Source organism: Limnohabitans sp. 15K (genome assembly GCF_002778285.1).
Classification (GTDB): Bacteria; Pseudomonadota; Gammaproteobacteria; order Burkholderiales; family Burkholderiaceae_C; genus Limnohabitans_A.
In genome coordinates, this window is sequence record NZ_NESM01000006.1 from 103753 (window position 1) to 119969 (window position 16217).

Here is a 16217-nt window from a genome sequence, read left to right on the forward strand (position 1 = left end):
CGGGCTGGGGTGGCCGTTTTAGGTTGGAAAACCGAAAACCTGCCGGCTTTGCCACCAGACCATCACCTGTTCCACCGAGGCTTCGATGGTCAAGGACGAGTTGTCCAGTTGCAAGGCATCTTGTGCTGGCTTGAGTGGCGCTACGCTGCGAGACATGTCCCGGGCGTCGCGTGCTTCCAAGTCAGCGCGAAGAGCGTCGATATTAGCCGAAAAACCCTTAGAAATCAATTGCTTATGACGTCTTTCAGCGCGTTTGGCGGCGCTGGCGGTCAAAAAAACCTTCAAAGGCGCCTTCGGGAAGATCACCGTGCCCATGTCTCTGCCGTCTGCCAAAAGGCCTGGCAGGCGCTGAAAACTGTGTTGCAGGTCGACCAAAGCATCTCGCACGGCTGGCAATACGGACACTTTGGAGGCGTTCATGCCGCCTTGTTCGCTGCGGATCGCATCGGTCACGTCGACGTTGCTGAGCAGCACCTGCTCGCCTTCAAAGCGCACGGGCAGACTGCGGGCCAATTTGGCAATCGCAGCTTCATCGGTGGCTTCCAAGGTCAGGCCCGCTTGCAAAGCGGCATGGGCCGTGACGCGGTAGAGCGCGCCTGAATCCAGGTAGTGGTAACCCAGCTGCGCAGCAACCCGGCTGGCCAGCGTGCCTTTGCCCGAGGCCGTGGGGCCGTCGATGCAGATGACTGGAATGTTCGCAGCCGCTGTATGCGCCACCGAGAACAGGGCCTCAAAGTAATCGGGGAAGGTCTTGGCCACGCATTTAGGGTCTTCGATGCGAACCGGCACCTGATCGGCGTTGAAAGCCGCGAGGGAAAAACACATGGCCACGCGGTGGTCGTCGTAGGTGTGGATGCTGGCGCGCTGCCATTGATTGGCGGGCAGGGGGTGGATGGTGATCCAGTCCGGACCTTCTTCGACGGTGGCACCGAGCTTGCGGCTTTCGATGGCTATGGCCGCAATGCGGTCGGTTTCTTTCACGCGCCAGCTGGCGATGTTGCGCAGCGTGGTGGGGCCGTCGGCATACAGCGCCATCACGGCCAAGGTCATGGCCGCGTCGGGGATGTGGTTGCAGTCGAGCGTGATGCCCTTGAGTGGCCAGGCGCCTCGCTTTATTTCGAGCCAGTTGGGCCCACTGGTGATTTTGGCGCCCATCTGTTCGGCGGCGTCCATGAAGCGGATGTCGCCTTGGATCGAGTCGGCCCCAACGCCCTGGATGCGGATGCCGTCGCCCTTGGTAATGGCTCCCAGCGCGATAAAGTAGCTGGCCGAAGACGCGTCGGCTTCGACATGGATCGTGCCCGGGGACTGGTAGCGGCTGCCCGCCGGGATGACAAAACGTTCCCAACCGAGGCGCTCGACTTGAATGCCGTAGCGCGCCAGCAGGTTGAGCGTGATTTCAATGTAGGGCTTGCTGATGAGTTCACCCACCACCTCGATGGTGATGGCGCGGTCTTGGGCCGCCAAGGGCAGGGCCATCAGCAAGGCCGTAAGGAACTGGCTGGACACATCGCCGCGCACGGGGATGGGTTTGTCGAGCTGCAGCGAAGGCTGGCGCACGCGCAGTGGCGGGTAGCCCTCGTTGCCCAGGTAGTCGATGGCGCAACCCAGCTCGCGCAGGGCGTCCACGAGGTCGCCAATCGGGCGCTCGTGCATGCGTGGCACACCTTTGAGCGTGAAGTCACCGCCTTGCACCGCCAGTGCAGCGGTGAGCGGGCGCATTGCCGTGCCCGCGTTGCCCATGAAAAATTCAATCGCTTCAGTGGGCCAGGCGCGACCGCCCAGGCCGGTGATGGTCACTGTGGTGCCTGCCACCTCGACCCCACAGCCCAATTGGCGCAGCGCAGCCAGCATCACGCGGGTGTCGTCCGAGTCGAGCAGGTCGTGCACCACGGTCGTGCCTTCGCACAGTGCCGAGAGCAGCAGCACACGGTTGGAAATGCTTTTGGAGCCGGGCAGGGTGACGGTGCCGGACGCGCCTTGCAGCGCAGGAATGTCGAGGAAGGCGGTGGAGAACATGGGGTCAGTCTTCAGAGGCTTTGTTGCAAGCGTTGCCCGCTTGCAGCGTCCAGGCCGAGCGCACATCGCTGGCTTGTTGAATCAGTTGCTGCAGCGCTGCTGTGTCGCCTTGCTTCAAGGTGTTTTCAAATTGATCAAGCGCCGCGCGAAAGTGCGCCATTTGCGTGAGCACTTCAGACTGGTTGGCGCTCAAAATATCTCGCCAGACCGACGCATCCGATGCGGCGATGCGAGAGAAATCGCGAAAGCCAGGGCCTGCCATCTCCAAAAACGCTGCGCCTTGCGGCTGGGCAGTGAGCGCATTCACTGCCGCAAAGGCCAAGAGGTGAGGCAGGTGGCTGACGGCTGCAAAAGTGGCGTCATGCGCCTCGGGGGTCATGTGGCTCACATGGCTGCCGATGGCAGTCCAGACTTCGCTCGCTGTTTGGATGTGGCGGATGCTGTTTTGCGGCAAGGGCGTGAGGATGGTCCGGCGCGCTTGGTAAAGCGAAGCCTCAGCATGCTCGATGCCCGCCACTTCTTTGCCCGCAATCGGGTGGGCGGGCACAAAGCAGCTCAGGCGTTCGCCCAAAGTGGCCTGGGCTGCCGAGATCACATCGCACTTGGTCGAGCCCACATCCATCAGCAAGGCGCCGGGTGACAGGGTGTCTCGCAGCGCAGCAAAGCTGCTGTGCATGGCCCCCACGGGCACGGCCAGCAAGACCAAATCGGCACCTTGCACCGCCTCGGCCACGCTGCGGCAGGCTTGGTCGATGACACCCAGCTCAAGTGCGCGTTGGCGTGTTTTTTCAGAGGCACTGAAGCCGGTGATGTGTTGCACAAGACCGGCTTCGCGCAAGGCGAGCGCGAACGAGCCGCCCATCAGGCCGCAGCCAATCAGGGCCAGGCGTTCAAATTTCACCGCGCACTCACTCAGGCACGGGGTAGGAACCCAGCACCTTGTAAAACGCGCAAAGGCCTTGTAGCTCTTGCAAAGCCGCCGCCACATGCGGCTCGCTGATGTGCCCTTGCAGGTCGATGTAGAAGTAATACTCCCACTGACCCGATTTGGCGGGGCGCGACTCAAAGCGGGTCATGGACACGCCGTTGTTTTTGAGCGGCACCAGCAAATCGTGCACCGCACCCGGGCGGTTGGGCACCGACACCACCAAACTGGTGCAGTCTTTGCCCGAAGCAGGTGGCGTGGCCAGGGTCTGGGGCAATGTGATGACGGCAAACCGGGTGCGGTTGAGTGCCTCATCTTGGATGGCGTGGTGCACGATGTGCAGGCCAAACTGGCTGGCGGCGCGTTCGCTGGCCAAGGCCGCCCAAGCCGGATTGGTGGCGGCCAAGCGTGCGCCTTCGGCGTTGCTCGACACCGCGCGGCGCTCCACATGTGGCAGGTGCTTGGACAACCAGCCTTGGCATTGCGCCAACGCCTGGGGGTGGGCCATCACGACTTCGATGCCTGCATCGGAGTTGAGCTGGCGCAGCAAATTGAAGCGCACCTGCAGGCTGACTTCGCCCACCACATGCACAGGCGAGCGCAAGAACAAATCGAGCGAACGGGCCACCACGCCTTCGGTGGTGTTTTCCATCCCCACGACACCGTATTGGGCGGTGCCCGCTGTGGTGGCGTGGAAGACTTCGTCGAAGTTGGCGCAGTAAATCAGGTTGGCGGCGCTGCCAAAAAACTCAATCGCGGCTTGTTCGCAAAAGGTGCCTTGAGGCCCCAGCACCGCCACACGTTGCGGCGCTTCGAGTGCCAGGCAGGCCGACATGATCTCGCGCCAGATGGAGGCAACGTGTTCATTTTTCAGTGGACCAGGGTTGGCCTGGGTGATCTTGTCGATGACCTGGGCGACGCGGTCGGGGCGAAAGAAGGGCGAGCCTTCGGCGCGTTTGATTTCGCCGACCTTTTCGGCCACATGGGCGCGCTGGTTCAACAGGCTGAGCAGCTGCTTGTCCAGCGCGTCGATTTCCACGCGCAACGCGCCCAGGGCATCCGACTGAATGGGTTGTTGGCTCATGTCTCGTGTTCTTTATGGCAGACTGTTTCGAGTGAAAGCGTCAGGCCTGTGTTTTTTCAAATTCGCGCATGTAGGCCACCAAGGCCTGCACACCATCCAAGGGCATGGCGTTGTAAATACTGGCACGCATCCCGCCCACCGATTTGTGTCCTTTGAGCTGCAGCAAGTTGGCCGCTTTGGCCCCGGCCAAGAACGCATCGTTGCGTGACTCGTCGCGCAGAAAAAAGGGCACGTTCATGCGCGAGCGGCAATTCATGGCGACTTTGTTCACGTACAGGCTGGAACTGTCCAGAAAGTCATACAGCAAAGTAGCTTTGGCGATGTTGCGCTGCTCCATGGCCGCGATGCCGCCATGCTTTTTGAGCCATTGAAACACCAAGCCCGCGATGTAAATGCTGTAAGTCGGTGGCGTGTTGTACATGGACTGGTTCTCGGCCACCAGTTTGTAGTCAAAGGCACTTGGGCAATGCGACAGGGCTTGGCCCATCAGGTCTTCGCGCACGATGACCAAGGTCAGGCCTGCTGGCCCCAGGTTCTTTTGTGCGCCACCAAAAGCCAAACCCACGCGTGACCAGTCCACCGAGCGCGATGCGACATGGGATGAAAAATCCACCACCAGGGGTGCATCGCTGCCCAAGGCTTTGAGGTCAGGCAGCTCATGAAACTCAACACCGTGGATGGTTTCATTGCTGCAGATGTGCACATAGCGGCTGTCTGCGCCCAGCTGCCAAGTGGCCGGGTCGGGCAGGGTGGTAAAGCCTTCTGCCTGAGCCGATGCGGCCACGCGGGTGGTGCCGTATTTGCCCGCTTCTTTTTCGGACTTCTGGCTCCAGCTGCCGGTGAGCACAAAGTCCATGGCCCCGCCTTGCGACAGGTTCATGGGCACGATGGCGTTTTCGGCCAAGCCACCGCCTTGCATGAACAGAATTTTGAAGTGGGCTGGAACGGCGAGCAATTCGCGCAAATCGTTTTCGGCTTGCTCGTAAATGCTGATGAACTCTTTGCCGCGGTGGCTCATTTCCATCACGCTCATTCCTGAGCCATGCCAATCCAGCATCTCGGCTGCAGCTTGCTGCAGCACGGCTTCGGGCATGACGGCAGGGCCTGCCGAGAAGTTGAAAGCGCGCCCCATCACTTATTCCGCTGCCGGTGCGTCGTCATCTGGCGTGGCATTGGCATCGCCCGCTTCGCCATCAGCCACTTCGCCCTCAGCCACATTGGCATCGTTTTCGACAATGCGTTGCAGGCCCGACAGCTTGGCACCTTCGTCCAAGCCAATCAAGGTCACGCCCTGTGTGGCGCGGCCGAGTTCGCGGATTTCGGCCACGCGGGTGCGCACCAGCACGCCGGTGTCGGTGATCAGCATGATTTCATCGTCGGCATGGACCAAGGTGGCGGCCACCACTTTGCCGTTGCGCTCGGATTGCTGGATGGCGATCATGCCTTTGGTGCCGCGGCCATGGCGGGTGTACTCGGTGATCGAGGTGCGTTTGCCATAACCGTTTTCAGTGGCTGTGAGCACGCTTTGTGTCTCGTCGCCCGCCACCAACATGGCGATCACACTTTGGCTTTCTTCGATCATCATGCCGCGCACACCGCGGGCACTGCGGCCCAAGGGGCGCACATCGTTTTCGTCAAAGCGTACAGCCTTGCCGCCGTCTGAGAACAGCATCACGTCGTGCTTGCCATCGGTCAGAGCCGCACCGATCAAGAAGTCACCTTCGTCCAGGTTCACCGCAATGATGCCGCCTTTGCGCGGGTTGCTGAATTCGTCCAAGGATGTCTTCTTGACCGTGCCCATCGAGGTGCCCATGAAAACGTATTGGTTTTCGGGGAAGGTGCGTGCTTCGCCAGTCAAGGCCAGCACCACGTTGATCTTTTCGCCTTCTTGCAGCGGGAACATGTTGACGATCGGGCGACCGCGTGAGCCGCGTGAGCCCGCAGGCACTTCCCAGACTTTGAGCCAATACAAGCGGCCGCGGTTCGAGAAGCACAGCAAATAGTCGTGTGTGTTGGCGATGAACAGCTGGTCGATCCAGTCGTCTTCTTTGGTAGCGGCGGCTTGTTTGCCACGGCCACCACGCTTTTGCGAGCGGTACTCCGACAGGGGCTGGCTCTTGATGTAACCACTGTGGCTGAGCGTCACCACCATGTCGGTGGGTGTGATCAGGTCTTCAGTGGACAGGTCTTGCGCGCTGTGTTCGATTTCGCTGCGGCGTGCGCCGATCTTGGTCTGGCCAAATTCCTGGCGCACGGTGCCCAGTTCGTCGCCAATGATGGTGGACACACGCTCAGGCTTGGCCAAGATGTCCAGCAGGTCTTCGATTTCGGACATGACCTCTTTGTATTCGGCCACGATTTTGTCTTGTTCCAGGCCGGTCAGGCGCTGCAAGCGCATCTGCAAAATTTCTTGTGCTTGGGTGTCCGACAGGCGGTAAAGACCGTCTTGACCCAGACCGTATTCGCGCTCCAGACCTTCTGGACGGTAGTCGTCGGCATTGACCACCGAGCCGTCATCGCGTGCACGGGTCAGCATGGTGCGCACCATCTGGCTGTCCCAGCCGCGGTTCATCAGTTCCACCTTGGCCACAGGGGGAGTGGGTGCGCCGCGGATGATGGCAATGAAATCATCGATGTTGGCCAAAGCCACGGCCAGGCCTTCCAGCACATGGCCACGATCGCGCGCTTTGCGCAGTTCGAACACGGTGCGTCGTGTCACCACTTCGCGGCGGTGCTGCAAGAAGACCTGGATCAGGTCTTTCAGGTTGCACAGCTTGGGCTGGCCGTCGATCAAGGCCACCATGTTCATGCCGAAGGTGTCTTGGAGCTGGGTCTGTTTGTACAGGTTGTTCAGCACCACTTCGGGCACCGCGCCGCGCTTGAGCTCGATCACCAGGCGCATGCCCGACTTGTCGGACTCGTCCTGGATGTGGCTGATGTCTTCGATCTTCTTTTCGTGCACCAACTCTGCCATGCGCTCTTGCAAGGTCTTTTTGTTGACTTGGTAGGGCAACTCGTCGACCACGATGCACTGGCGTTGGCCCTTGTCGATGTCTTCAAAGTGGCACTTGGCACGCATGACCACACGGCCGCGTCCGGTGCGGTAGCCGTCCTTGACGCCGGTCATGCCATAAATGATGGCGCCTGTCGGGAAGTCGGGCGCGGGTACGATTTCCATCAGCTCGTCGATCGAGGCTTCGGGGTTGCGCAGCAAATGCAGGCAAGCATCCACCACTTCGTTCAGGTTGTGCGGCGGGATGTTGGTGGCCATGCCGACCGCGATACCGCCCGAGCCATTGATCAGCAAGTTCGGCAGGCGTGAAGGCAGCACCAGGGGCTCTTTTTCGGAGCCATCGTAGTTGGGACCAAAGTCGACGGTGTCCTTGTCAATGTCACCCAGCATTTCGTGGGCGATCTTGGCCAAGCGGATTTCGGTGTAGCGCATGGCGGCGGCATTGTCGCCGTCGACCGAGCCGAAGTTGCCTTGGCCATCGACCAGCATGTGGCGCATGGAAAAGTCTTGGGCCATGCGCACGATGGTGTCGTAAACCGACTGGTCACCGTGGGGGTGGTACTTACCGATCACGTCACCCACAATACGGGCGGACTTTTTGTAAGGACGGTTCCAATCGTTGTTCAGCTCGTGCATCGCGAACAAGACCCTACGGTGCACGGGTTTCAGGCCGTCGCGGGCATCTGGCAGGGCGCGACCGACGATCACGCTCATGGCGTAATCGAGGTAGCTGCGCCGCATTTCCTCTTCCAAACTGATGGGCAGTGTTTCTTTGGCGAACTGTGTCATATATAGAAGAAGGGGATTGGCGCTTTAAAACATGCATTTTAGGTGCAAGTGCGTGTCGCGTATATGCAACATTTGTCATTCATCATGGGCCTTGCTGTCTCGTGTGTACGCCGTTTAACGATTGGGTTTCATGTCTATGGCACAATAAAACCCAACGGTTCAGGTGGAGGTCATCTGAAACGTATTTTTTTCGCAGCGAGTCTGCGGCTTTATCTCAAAAGAGGAAGACCATGAACAATTTCAACAAAGTAGCGATGTTGATTGCCTCCGCAGCTCTCGCAACAGCCGCTGGCGCGCAATCTGTCGACAACTGGCGCAATGCTTCCGGCGACGCTTGGAAAAACGGTACCAACGAACTGTGCTGGCGTAATGCCAACTGGACACCTGCTACAGCCGCTGCTGGTTGCGATGGTGCCATCGTGGCCCCTAAAGCTGCTCCAGCTCCAGCACCTGCTCCCGCACCAGCTGCTGCCCCAGCGCCTAAAGCTGCCCCAGCCCCTGCTGCCGCTCCTGCGCCTGCTGCCGCTACCAAAGTGACTTACGCTGCTGACGCCTTCTTTGACTTCAACAAATCGGTGTTGAAAGCCGAAGGCAAAGCCAAGTTGGACGATTTGGTCGGTAAAGTCAAAGGCATCAACCTGGAAGTCATCATTGCTGTGGGTCACACCGACTCCGTGGGTTCCGATGCTTACAACCAGAAGCTGTCTGTCAAGCGTTCTGACGCTGTGAAGGCTTACTTGGTGTCCAAGGGCATCGAGAAAAACCGCGTTTACACCGAAGGCAAAGGCGAGAAGCAGCCAGTGGCTGACAACAGCACTGCTGCTGGCCGTTCCAAGAACCGCCGCGTGGAAATCGAAGTGGTCGGTACACGCCCTAACTGATCTGTTTCAGGTCACACCAAAAGCCCCAGAGATGGGGCTTTTTTTATGTCTGTGCCACATCCATGTGCTGCATGGATGACAATCTCACCCCATGAACCCTGAAGCATCCAACGTCGATCCGGCCGAGCTGGCCAAATTCTCCGATCTGGCCCACCGCTGGTGGGACCCGGAAAGCGAATTCCGTCCTCTGCACCAAATCAATCCTTTGCGCCTCGAGTGGATTCACGGCTTGGTGCCGCTCACCGGTCTGAATGTGTTGGATGTCGGTTGCGGCGGCGGTATTTTGGCCGATGCCATGGCCCGCAAAGGTGCGCAGGTTTTGGGCATTGACCTGGCCACCAAATCCCTCAAAGTGGCGCAGTTGCATGCTTTAGAAGCCGGCACCACAGGCGTTCAGTACCGCGAAATCAGCGCAGAAGCCTTATCGGTAGAGCAGCCGGAACAGTTCGACGTGGTCACCTGCATGGAAATGCTGGAGCATGTGCCCGATCCGGCCTCGGTGGTCAGGGCTTGTGCGCAAATGGTCAAGCCCGGTGGCTGGGTGTTCTTTTCCACGCTCAACCGCAACCCCAAGTCCTTTTTGTTTGCGATTGTCGGGGCCGAATACATCCTCAAACTCTTGCCCAAAGGCACCCACGAATTTGCCCGTCTGATCAAGCCGAGCGAGTTGACCACTTGGGCGCGAGATGCTGGGCTCCAGCCCCAAGGCTTCAAAGGCATGGAATACAACCCGTTCACCAAGCGTTATTGGCTCAGCCAAGACACCAGCGTGAACTATCTGCTGGCTTGCCGGAAAGCCTGAACATGTTTCACCAAGTACAAGCGGTCTTGTTTGATCTGGACGGTACCTTGATCGACAGCGCCCCAGATTTGGGCGCTGCAGTGGACAAAATGCGGGTTGACCGTGGTTTGTCTTCTTTTCCGCTGGAGCATTACCGCCACATGGCCGGAGCAGGTGCCAGAGGCATGTTGGGCATCGCTTTCGACATGACCCCCGAGCACCCCGAGTTTGAGGCGATGAAGGAAGAGTTTTTCGTCAATTACGAGCGCTGCATGACCGAGCGGACCCGTATTTTTGACGGTGTGGTTGACCTGATTGCCAGCCTGGTGGCGCAAGGCATGCCGTGGGGGGTGGTGACCAACAAGTCCAACCGTTTTACGGACCCCTTGACGTCCGCCATGCCGCTTTTCCAATCTGCGGGTGCGATTGTCAGCGGCAACACCACGCCGCACGCCAAGCCACACCCTGAGCCCCTGTTTGAGGCCGCACGCCGTATGTCGGTAGACCCAACCCGGTGTGTGTATGTGGGTGACGACGAGCGCGACATCGTGGCGGGCTTGGCGGCAGGCATGGGCACTGTTGCTGCCACCTATGGTTATTTGGGCGTGCAGACCGATATTTCGCGTTGGAATGCCCATTTGCACATTGATTCGCCGATGGACCTCTTGAAATTCCTCAAGAGCGCCTAAAATAGATCCCTCAGGGGCTGCACTGGTTTCGACATGGGTTCGGACGCGTGGCAGGGCATGTCGAGGTTCTGATCCTCGTTAATCTTCGGAAAAAAAACTAACTGCAAACGACGAACGTTTCGCACTCGCCGCTTAATCCGGTGAGCCTTGCAACAGTTGGCCGATAGGCTGGGTTAGGGTGATGAGGGGGTTAAACCCCTCAAAGTCCTAGCTGCAAGGTAAAACATATGGGCTGGCATCACCTCGGGTACCTTGAGGTGGTGTGAGAAAAAAGGGTACTGGCTGGGTGTTCAGCGTGTCGCTGCGCGGTTCATTTGGCGAGACTCAAATCAGACGACTACACATGTAGAACTGTACGAAAAAGACTTATGGACGGGGGTTCAAATCCCCCCAGCTCCACCAATACCTTAAAAGCCAACCCTAACCGGTTGGCTTTTTTTTGCCTACTACCGCGTGTTTACGCGGGTTCCTGCGGGTTCTTGCGGACTGCGGAGAGAGGCATTTCTGCCAGTGACCGGCAGGTTTTACTCTCCGTTTGCACATTCTCTCTCCGACCCGGCCCAGCCAGCGCAGGCCGAAGTCCGGAAGGCGCGCCCGTCACCCTCATATAAATCAAAGGGTTACGCGCGGACGAATCAATCGGTTTTTTTGTGGCATTGCTAGGTTGAGGGGATGGCGCGAGGCCCAGATCACTTGGCGAGCGAGTAAAAAAGAATATGAATCCTCATCCAATCCGCCAGTCATTGGTTTTTGATCTGCCGTGTTAGCAGGCTGGCTTTGACGCTAGCTTTGACCCGTTTCTGGGGCATGACGGCGATCATTTCGTCGTAGGCTTATTTCTGAAACAGAAAGGCAAGCTGGGTCTCCAAGTAACGCCGGCTGCGGTGTGGACGCCGTGGAAAGTACTTATCCCAAACGGTCCACAGAATTGGCTTTGGCAGGGTGTTCAAGGTGACGATTTTCATCAGGGCGATTCGATATGCTTCATTCATCGGCTCAGCTTTCCAAGAAGGGTTTGCGGACCTCCATGAACGCTCTTTTACGATCAAAAGCCAAGTCATTTCCAGATTAAAGAGCTGAAAAATGCAGTCCTTGCAACCGCCATAGTCTGATTAGGTTTGCAAACTGATGGTGCTGAATTAGGCACTGGCTAAGCCGTCACTTTCGCGGCGTTTGGTCTGGTATTTGTGAGATCCAGTCTGTTTTATGGGCTTGCATGAGATCACAGATCAGCTCAAACACCCCTTTGGCGCTGACGCGTACAAGGAAGTCATTGGGCCCAACAACCACTTGCTCGACCAACAGACGTATCAGTTGCGCCTTCGCACGCAACGTGAAGTGGTCGGACACGCTGGCCGCTTTGCGCAGCCGCTCAGTAATAAGTTCATGATCGAACGTTGGATGTTCTGTGAGTGATTGCGGCAATGCAGCTAGCCACTGTGCGGGGTCCCTAAAGTTCTCGTACAGATGATCTAACACCTGCGTATGTAATCGATGTGCGGAAAGCCTTGGCAGACCGGAGGCACCGGCCCCAACGGTAATCTCTTTCTGGGGGATGTAATAGCCAAGTTGTCGCCCCCGTTGCTTTGATGAAAACCAGGGCGTCATGCTCCGACCATCCTCTCCAAACACCAAGCCCTTGAGTGGGAATTGCCACTCTGGCGTTTCACGATTTAGAACGCCGGTTCGACGTGCTCGCGAGGCCATCAAATCATGAACTTCGTCCCACAGGGGTTGATCAATGAGGGGTTTGTGGCTGCTGGCATGCCAAGCATCGTCATAGAACAACTCGCCCAGGTACATCCGGTTGTTGAGCAATTTGTAAAGCACGTTTTTGTCAAAGGTGCGACCACCGCGCAGCAGGCCAGCTTTGGTTTGCCAAGCTTTGGTTTTGACGCCTTGTTCACTGAGCTCCTGAATCAGCGTCGTCACTGATGGCTGCTGTAAAAACCGCTCAAAAATATTCCGTACTGTCTTGGCCTCAACCGGTTCCACCACCAAGCGTTGCTGTGTAAGGCCATAGCCCAGCGGCGGAGCACCGCCTTGCCACACCCCTTGACGGCGCGAAGCGGCACGTTTTTCCCGGCCACGCTCCCCCGCGATCTCTCGCTCGAACTGTGCAAATGAAGTCAGCAGGTTCAGCGTCAAGCGCCCCTGCGGGCCTGAGGTGTCAATCGACTGCGTCACCGATACCAATGCCACCCCGTGGCGCTCAAAGTCTTGCATCAGCGCGGTGAAATCTCCCATGTGGCGAGAGAGTCTGTCCAAGCGATGCACCACCACGATGTCCACCAACCCGTCGGCCACATCCGATAACAACTCCTGCAAACCAGGCCTGCGGATATTGCTGCCCGAATAACCCCGGTCTTCGTAAATTCGGTCCATGGGGACCCAGTGCTTGCCGAACTGACTTGCAATGAGTTCATGGCAGGCCATGAACTGCGCCTGAACCGAGCTCAGCTTGTCGTCCTCAGCGTTATCCATCGACACACGGGTGTAGACCGCGCAGCGCTGCGGTGGCGGTGGTGTTGACTCCGGTAAATCGGTGGGGATGTCGCTCATAGCCCGCATCATCTCAGGATCGGAAGGATGTCGAACACGGTCGCAGCCTATCTTGGGGCTGTGTCAGTGAGTCAATTTCTGAAAATTCGATGCTAAATCTAAGCGAGCTAGCCAAAGCCAGGCGCCATTTTGAAAAAAGTGGTAACCTCTGAGGTTCATGAAATTTAGAAATTCACATGGACATACGGTTCGCGACAAAAAAGCTCCAAAAAGAGCTCAGCGAGGAAAAAGCTATGGTCAAGGCGCACGGAGCGACTCGCTCTAAGAGACTCAAAATTGTCATGACGGCGTTGCGTGCCGCACCGACATTGAGTATTTTCGCGCCGCCAATGAGCCCGCCCCATCGCTGTCATGAGCTCACGGGCAACCGTAAAGGGCAGATCACTATGGACTTGGATCACCCCTATCGGCTGATCATCAGGCCCAACCATGACCCACTACCCATGCGTGCAGAAGGTGGATTGGACTGGAAGGCAGTGACCGCCATCGTGATTGTTGAAATTAAGGATACCCATGGATAAGCAAACATTAAACGAATACAGGCCCGACTACGCTGTATCGCCAGGGGCCGTGCTCGAGCTTGAGTTGGAAACGAGAGGAATGAAGCAGCAAGAGTTGGCCAAACGAACAGGGCTGACGCCGAAGCACATTGGTGCCTTGGTCAACGCCAAGTCTGCAATAACTCCCGAGACAGCTATCAAACTTGAGCGCGCGATTGGCATGCCTGCGCAATACTGGATGAACTTGGAGAGTCAATACCAGGAGGTCTTGGCGCGTGTCGCTGAGGAAAAGAGACTCACCCGTGATTTGGACTGGCTTAAGCGGATTCCGGTTCTGTTGATGACCAAGTTAGGCTGGATTGACAAGCACAAGGAGCCTAAAGCCCAGTTGATTGAAGTGCTTCGATTTTTTGGCATTGCCAGCGTTGACCAGTGGGATGACATGTGGCCCAACTTAGGGGTTGCTTATCGGCAGCACAACGCTCATGAAATTCACCCCGAAGCTGTTTCGGCATGGTTGCGACGGGGTGAGATTGAAGCTTCTACGATCTTGTGTGAATCGTATGACAAAGTGAAGTTTCGACAAGCGTTGGATGAGATTCGACGCCTAACTACTTTTTCGCCAGATGTGTTCGTGCCTCGCATGCGTGAACTTTGCGCTCAAGCGGGTGTCGCAGTGGTGTTTGTGCCGTCCTTACCCAAAACGGGCGTCAGCGGTGCAACCCGCTGGCTCAACACAAACAAGGCGCTGATACAGCTTAGCTTGCGCTACAAGACCGATGACCACCTGTGGTTTACGTTTTTTCATGAGGCAGGTCACATTCTCCTGCATGGAAAAAAAGAACTGTTCCTTGAGGGAACAAATGGTCTCGATGTAGCAAAAGAGAACGAGGCAAATGAGTTTGCTCAAAATGAGCTAATTCCCAGGCGGATGCTGACTGTGTTTGCCCAAAAAAAGCCGATCAGCAAGGTGGCAATCAAACAATTTTCCAAAGAGCATGAGATTGCTCCTGGCATTGTTGTCGGTCAGCTTCAGCATATGGGGCGCTTGCCAAGCTCGTTTTGTAACGATTTGAAGCAGGTTTTCAATTTGGCCGATGTGCAAGCTTTGGGATCACGCTGAAATGAGACCTAATTTGTCGCAAAAAAATCGCATTCATATTTCTGCGTGCCACCAATACCTTAAAAGCCAACCCTAACCGGTTGGCTTTTTTTTGCCTACTACCGCGTGTTTGCGCGGGTTCCTGCGGGTTCTTGCGGACTGCGGAGAGAGCCATTTCTGCCAGTGACCGGCAGGTTTTACTCTCCGTTTGCACATTCTCTCTCCGACCCTCCCCACCCAGCGCAGGCCGAAGTCCGGAAGGCTCACCCGTCACCCCTATATAAATCAACGGGTTACGCGCGGACGAATCAAGCGGTTTTTTTGTCGCTTTGGTGGGCTGAGGCAATGACTGTTTAAGGCTGATTGCTGCCACTTAGGTTCGACGGCAGAGTCCATGGGCGCCACCGCAAGCGGTCGCTCACCGGTCAGGATCTCAAGCGACCGATCGATTACCTGTACCGGTCGTTCGGCACTGTAGCGAAGTGCAAAGTTCTGGAATGGCCCTTTGCGTCACGGACGAAACGGTGTTCTGGACCCTGGGCAGGCCTTCTTCAAGCGCCAGCAGGGAGGGCGAATCACTTCTTTTGGTCCTTCAGTGTCCGTAGCGCAATACCCGCCACCCGGGTTCCCAGTGCTCCTCAAAGTGCGTGATAGACGGGCAATAGTTCACTTTGACCTGATGCTGTTGCAACATTCTGATCATTGCTCTCGCCGCAAATAAAGAAGGAGACAAGGGGTGGCCGTTGGATCGCAATGCCCAAGACATCGCGTGCGGTATGTGGATATGCGGCAGTCTTGACCTCGCCATCCGCATCCGGCATTTGTGCAGGTGAGCCTGCCGTGAATCTCGTTGAAGGTGCGTGGATAAGCTTGAGCGCCGACTGGCGAGCTGCTCAGGCCTGACCTCGATGGAGTCACATTTCATGGCGCCGTTTTCTCGGCGCCAGATACCTGGTCGACAAATGCCAGCAGCGAAGCGGTGGGCTGTTTGTCGCGATGCACGACCAGGTGAGATTGTCGGAGCTGCCGCGGCAAGGTCGTGGCGATGCGGCACAGGCGGCCGGCCTCCAAAGCGTCGCTCACGACCCACGACGAAAGGCAGGCCACCCCCATACCCGCCTCGGCCGCATGTTTGATCGCCTCCGAACTTCCCAGCTCGATGCTTCGACGGTAGGAGCGCAAGTGGGGCAGCAGACTTTGGTCGGTGGCCTCGCGCGTTCCCGAGCCCAACTCACGCACCAGCCAGACCCCTTCACGCAGTGTCCGCATTGGCACCCGCTCGCCGGCCAGGCTCATTCGTGCCCACGCGCTGTCGGGCGATGTAACGACCACCATCTCGTCCTGGTGCCATGGCGTGACGGCCAGCGCCGCTTGGTGGCAAGGCCCTTCGATCAGGCCCACGTCCAGTTCAAACGCAGCGACCGCGTCACAGATGGCCGCCGTGTTTCCGATCACGACCTTTGAGCGCCAGGCACTGGCATGGCCCGGTTGCGCTGCGACAAAACGGGCCAGCAGCCTGGGCAGCACATAGTTGCCGATGGTGGTGCTGGCGCCGATGCGCAGCGACTGCGCCTGGGCGCTGCCATCGCGGGACATCAACTCGATGCCGGCGGCACCGTCCAGCAGCGCCAGGGCCCGCGGCAGTAACGCACGGCCGTTGTCGTTGAGCAGCAGGCGCTTGCCCGCGCGGTCGAACAGGCGCAGCGACAGCAGCCGCTCAAGTTCATTCACGGCCGAGCTGGTGGCCGACTGCGACAGCGCGATCTCGGCGCTGGCTGCCGTGGTAGTGCCGCTGCGCGCAACCGCCACGAAGATCTGCAGCTGTCGCAGCGTGAGGCGAAGGGTATTCATGGCGGATTTGTTTGCAAAGCG

General features: G+C 57.9%; 12 protein-coding genes and 1 other RNA gene. 6 read left to right on the forward strand and 7 right to left on the reverse strand.

Annotated features, from left to right (window positions below):
* Positions 1-18 precede the first annotated feature (18 nt).
* From B9Z40_RS16000 to gyrA, 5 genes are read right to left on the reverse strand one after another with little or no spacing between them, the layout of a single operon-like run.
* Positions 19-2019, reverse strand: coding sequence for a bifunctional 3-phosphoshikimate 1-carboxyvinyltransferase/cytidylate kinase (locus B9Z40_RS16000; RefSeq protein ID WP_100174361.1), 2001 nt, complete (start codon positions 2017-2019; stop codon positions 19-21).
* 4 nt (positions 2020-2023) lie between these two features.
* Positions 2024-2920: a prephenate dehydrogenase/arogenate dehydrogenase family protein gene (locus B9Z40_RS16005; protein ID WP_100174362.1), complete on the reverse strand. Its 897-nt coding sequence runs from the start codon at positions 2918-2920 to the stop codon at positions 2024-2026.
* A 7-nt stretch (positions 2921-2927) separates the two neighbouring features.
* On the reverse strand, positions 2928-4028 hold the full coding sequence (gene pheA / locus B9Z40_RS16010) for a prephenate dehydratase (protein WP_100174363.1): 1101 nt from the start codon (positions 4026-4028) through the stop codon (positions 2928-2930).
* Between the two features lie 40 nt (positions 4029-4068).
* Positions 4069-5160: a 3-phosphoserine/phosphohydroxythreonine transaminase gene (serC, locus tag B9Z40_RS16015; protein WP_100174364.1), complete on the reverse strand. Its 1092-nt coding sequence runs from the start codon at positions 5158-5160 to the stop codon at positions 4069-4071.
* Between the two features lie 3 nt (positions 5161-5163).
* Positions 5164-7830, reverse strand: coding sequence for a DNA gyrase subunit A (gene gyrA, locus B9Z40_RS16020; protein ID WP_100174365.1), 2667 nt, complete (start codon positions 7828-7830; stop codon positions 5164-5166).
* Between the two features lie 230 nt (positions 7831-8060).
* Between gyrA and ompA the strand changes: the two genes are divergently transcribed.
* From ompA to ssrA, 4 genes are all read left to right on the forward strand, one after another.
* Positions 8061-8711: an outer membrane protein OmpA gene (gene ompA, locus B9Z40_RS16025; RefSeq protein ID WP_100174366.1), complete on the forward strand. Its 651-nt coding sequence runs from the start codon at positions 8061-8063 to the stop codon at positions 8709-8711.
* Positions 8712-8802: 91 nt separating this feature from the next.
* Positions 8803-9513: a bifunctional 2-polyprenyl-6-hydroxyphenol methylase/3-demethylubiquinol 3-O-methyltransferase UbiG gene (ubiG, locus tag B9Z40_RS16030; protein WP_100174367.1), complete on the forward strand. Its 711-nt coding sequence runs from the start codon at positions 8803-8805 to the stop codon at positions 9511-9513.
* A 2-nt stretch (positions 9514-9515) separates the two neighbouring features.
* Positions 9516-10181 (forward strand): HAD-IA family hydrolase, encoded by a 666-nt coding sequence (locus B9Z40_RS16035; RefSeq protein WP_100174368.1) that lies wholly within the window; start codon positions 9516-9518, stop codon positions 10179-10181.
* 13 nt (positions 10182-10194) lie between these two features.
* Positions 10195-10583, forward strand: a transfer-messenger RNA (tmRNA) gene (gene ssrA / locus B9Z40_RS16040).
* 756 nt (positions 10584-11339) lie between these two features.
* Here ssrA and B9Z40_RS16050 read toward each other — a convergent pair.
* Positions 11340-12743 carry a recombinase family protein gene (locus tag B9Z40_RS16050; protein ID WP_158238111.1) on the reverse strand — a complete coding sequence of 468 codons (1404 nt, stop codon included), beginning with the start codon at positions 12741-12743 and terminating at the stop codon, positions 11340-11342.
* 176 nt (positions 12744-12919) lie between these two features.
* Between B9Z40_RS16050 and B9Z40_RS16055 the strand changes: the two genes are divergently transcribed.
* A complete protein-coding gene (locus B9Z40_RS16055; protein WP_100174371.1) occupies positions 12920-13264 on the forward strand; it encodes a type II toxin-antitoxin system RelE/ParE family toxin in 345 nt (114 codons plus the stop codon).
* Positions 13257-14366: a HigA family addiction module antitoxin gene (locus B9Z40_RS16060; protein WP_100174372.1), complete on the forward strand. Its 1110-nt coding sequence runs from the start codon at positions 13257-13259 to the stop codon at positions 14364-14366. Before B9Z40_RS16055 ends, B9Z40_RS16060 begins: the two co-directional genes overlap by 8 nt.
* Positions 14367-15266: 900 nt before the next feature.
* On the opposite strand, the gene B9Z40_RS16065 is transcribed toward B9Z40_RS16060, so the two are convergent.
* Complete coding sequence (locus B9Z40_RS16065; protein ID WP_100174423.1) at positions 15267-16196, reverse strand: LysR family transcriptional regulator; 930 nt, start codon at positions 16194-16196, stop codon at positions 15267-15269.
* Between the last annotated feature and the right edge of the window lie 21 nt (positions 16197-16217).

Excerpts from the sequence above, each read along its gene's own strand:
- B9Z40_RS16000 (WP_100174361.1), bottom strand. The coding sequence starts at position 2,019 with ATGTTCTCCACCGCCTTCCTCGACATTCCTGCGCTGCAAGGCGCGTCC.
- pheA (WP_100174363.1), bottom strand. The coding sequence starts at position 4,028 with ATGAGCCAACAACCCATTCAGTCGGATGCCCTGGGCGCGTTGCGCGTG.
- serC (WP_100174364.1), bottom strand. The coding sequence starts at position 5,160 with ATGGGGCGCGCTTTCAACTTCTCGGCAGGCCCTGCCGTCATGCCCGAA.
- gyrA (WP_100174365.1), bottom strand. The coding sequence starts at position 7,830 with ATGACACAGTTCGCCAAAGAAACACTGCCCATCAGTTTGGAAGAGGAA.
- ompA (WP_100174366.1), top strand. The coding sequence starts at position 8,061 with ATGAACAATTTCAACAAAGTAGCGATGTTGATTGCCTCCGCAGCTCTC.
- ubiG (WP_100174367.1), top strand. The coding sequence starts at position 8,803 with ATGAACCCTGAAGCATCCAACGTCGATCCGGCCGAGCTGGCCAAATTC.
- B9Z40_RS16035 (WP_100174368.1), top strand. The coding sequence starts at position 9,516 with ATGTTTCACCAAGTACAAGCGGTCTTGTTTGATCTGGACGGTACCTTG.
- B9Z40_RS16050 (WP_158238111.1), bottom strand. The coding sequence starts at position 12,743 with ATGAGCGACATCCCCACCGATTTACCGGAGTCAACACCACCGCCACCG.
- B9Z40_RS16055 (WP_100174371.1), top strand. The coding sequence starts at position 12,920 with ATGGACATACGGTTCGCGACAAAAAAGCTCCAAAAAGAGCTCAGCGAG.
- B9Z40_RS16060 (WP_100174372.1), top strand. The coding sequence starts at position 13,257 with ATGGATAAGCAAACATTAAACGAATACAGGCCCGACTACGCTGTATCG.
- B9Z40_RS16065 (WP_100174423.1), bottom strand. The coding sequence starts at position 16,196 with ATGAATACCCTTCGCCTCACGCTGCGACAGCTGCAGATCTTCGTGGCG.